The following is a 1,788-nucleotide window of genomic DNA, read 5'->3' as shown; positions in this document are numbered from 1 at the left end:
TCGCCCGAGAGCGCCGCGACCCGCGCGGGCAGGTCGGACGTGGCGGGCCGGGAGTCGAGGGGCAGCAGCACCACCTGCGCGTGCGCCGCGCAGCAGGCGAGCAGGACGGTGATCAGGGCGCGTCTCATGGCGGAAGTCTAGAGGGCGAAGCTGAGAGGACACCGAATCGTGACGTATGAGCGTCCACGCGGGCCCCGCGCGCCCTAGGCTGGAAGTCGATGCGCTCCTCCGACCTGTGGCAGCTCGCGCTGCGCGGCCTGCTGCGCCGCCCCGTCCGTACCGTCCTCACCGCTCTCGGCATCACCGTCGCCGTCGCGAGCATGGTCATCTTCCTGTCGCTCGGGGAAGGCATCCGCAAGGTCTTCACGGCGGAGCTCGGCAACGTCGGGCCCGACCTGCAGATCAGCCTCAACGGCCTCAACCAGGGCTTCTCGCCCGACCCGAACCTTCCCGAGAGCGCCCTGAAGAGCGTGCGGGCCGTCGCGGACGAGTTCGGCATCCGCGAGGCGATTCCCGTCGTGGTGAGCGTGCGCGGCGGCCTCGACCCCACGCAGAGCTTCGTCCTGTACGGCCTGCCCGCCGCGCAGGGCGTGAAGTCCGTCTTCCCGAACGTGGCGCTCGCGCAGGGCCGCCTCCTCACCCCCGAGGACGAGGGCAAACCGGTCGCGGTCGTGGGCTCCAAGGCCGCGCAGAACGGCGGCCTGAAGCTCGGGTCCACGCTGCGCCTCAATCGGCGCTCCGGCGTGAAGGTCGTCGGCATCCTCGGGGAGGGCGGCCTCACGGACACCTTCGTGCTGCTGCCGCTCTCCACCCTGCAGAACGGCATCAACGCGCAGGGCCGCCTCTCGCTGATCGCCGTGAAGCTCAGGGATCAGCGCGGCGCGCAGGACACCGCAAGGCGCCTCGCCCAGCGCCTCGACCTGGAGGTGCAGACCCAGGCGGACTTCCTGCGCTTCGTGGAGCGCGCGCTGCGCATCAGCGACGCCGTGCGCTTCGGCATCTCCCTCATCGCGCTGATCGTCGGGGGGCTCGCCGTGGCGAACACCGTCATGATGGGCGTCTTCGAACGCACCAGGGAGTTCGGCACGCTCCGCGCGATCGGCGCGCGGCCCGGCTTCGTGCGGTCGCTCGTGCTCACCGAGAGCCTGCTGCTGTCGCTCGCGGGCGGCGTGGGCGGCCTCGTGCTGGGCTTCCTCGGCATCCTCGGGGTGAACGCCTACACGCAGGACCTCGCCGGGATCGACGCGGCGGCCCTCACGCCGCGCCTCACGCTGCTCGCGCTCGCCATCAGTCTCATGCTGGGCCTGCTCGCGGGCCTCCTCCCCGCCCGCTCCGCCGAACGCCTGCGCATCACCGAGGCGCTCGGGCGCGTCTGAAGGAAGGTCCTTTCATGCTCGAAATCCGTGAACTCACCAAGACCTACCGCAGCGGCGAGGACACCATCACCGCGCTCGATCACCTCAACCACGTCTTCGGGCCGGGCGTGACCGCCATCGTCGGTCCCAGTGGGAGCGGCAAGAGCACCCTGCTCAACCTCATGGCGGGCTTCGACACGCCCACCTCCGGCAGCGTCCTCGTGGACGGCCGCGACCTCGCCCGCCTCCCCGAGGCGGAACGGTCCGCGCTGCGCCTGAAGCACTTCGGGTTCGTGTTCCAGCACTACAACCTCGTCGCGATCCTCAGCGCCGTCGAGAACGTCGAGTTTCCCCTCGCGCTCGCGGGCGTGCCCACGCGCGAGCGGCGCCAGCGGGCCCGCGAGATGCTCGCCCGCGTCGGCCTGGAGCGCCG

Annotated in this window: 2 protein-coding genes; both read left to right on the top strand. The window is 71.4% G+C overall.

Annotated elements, in window-relative coordinates:
- The first annotated feature begins 218 nt into the window (after positions 1–218).
- Positions 219–1,376, top strand: coding sequence for an ABC transporter permease (locus DEIPI_RS0101615; RefSeq protein ID WP_027480637.1), 1,158 nt, complete (start codon positions 219–221; stop codon positions 1,374–1,376).
- A 14-nt stretch (positions 1,377–1,390) separates the two neighbouring features.
- Positions 1,391–1,788, top strand: a 398-nt coding sequence (locus DEIPI_RS0101610; RefSeq protein WP_027480636.1) for an ABC transporter ATP-binding protein, incomplete at its 3' end; no start/stop codon positions are given.

Origin of the sequence: Deinococcus pimensis DSM 21231 (assembly GCF_000519345.1) — a bacterium.
GTDB classification, from domain to species: domain Bacteria; phylum Deinococcota; class Deinococci; order Deinococcales; family Deinococcaceae; genus Deinococcus_A; species Deinococcus_A pimensis.
This window is presented reverse-complemented; position numbering and strand designations above follow the sequence as displayed.

Excerpts from the sequence above, each read along its gene's own strand:
- DEIPI_RS0101615 (WP_027480637.1), top strand. The coding sequence starts at position 219 with ATGCGCTCCTCCGACCTGTGGCAGCTCGCGCTGCGCGGCCTGCTGCGC.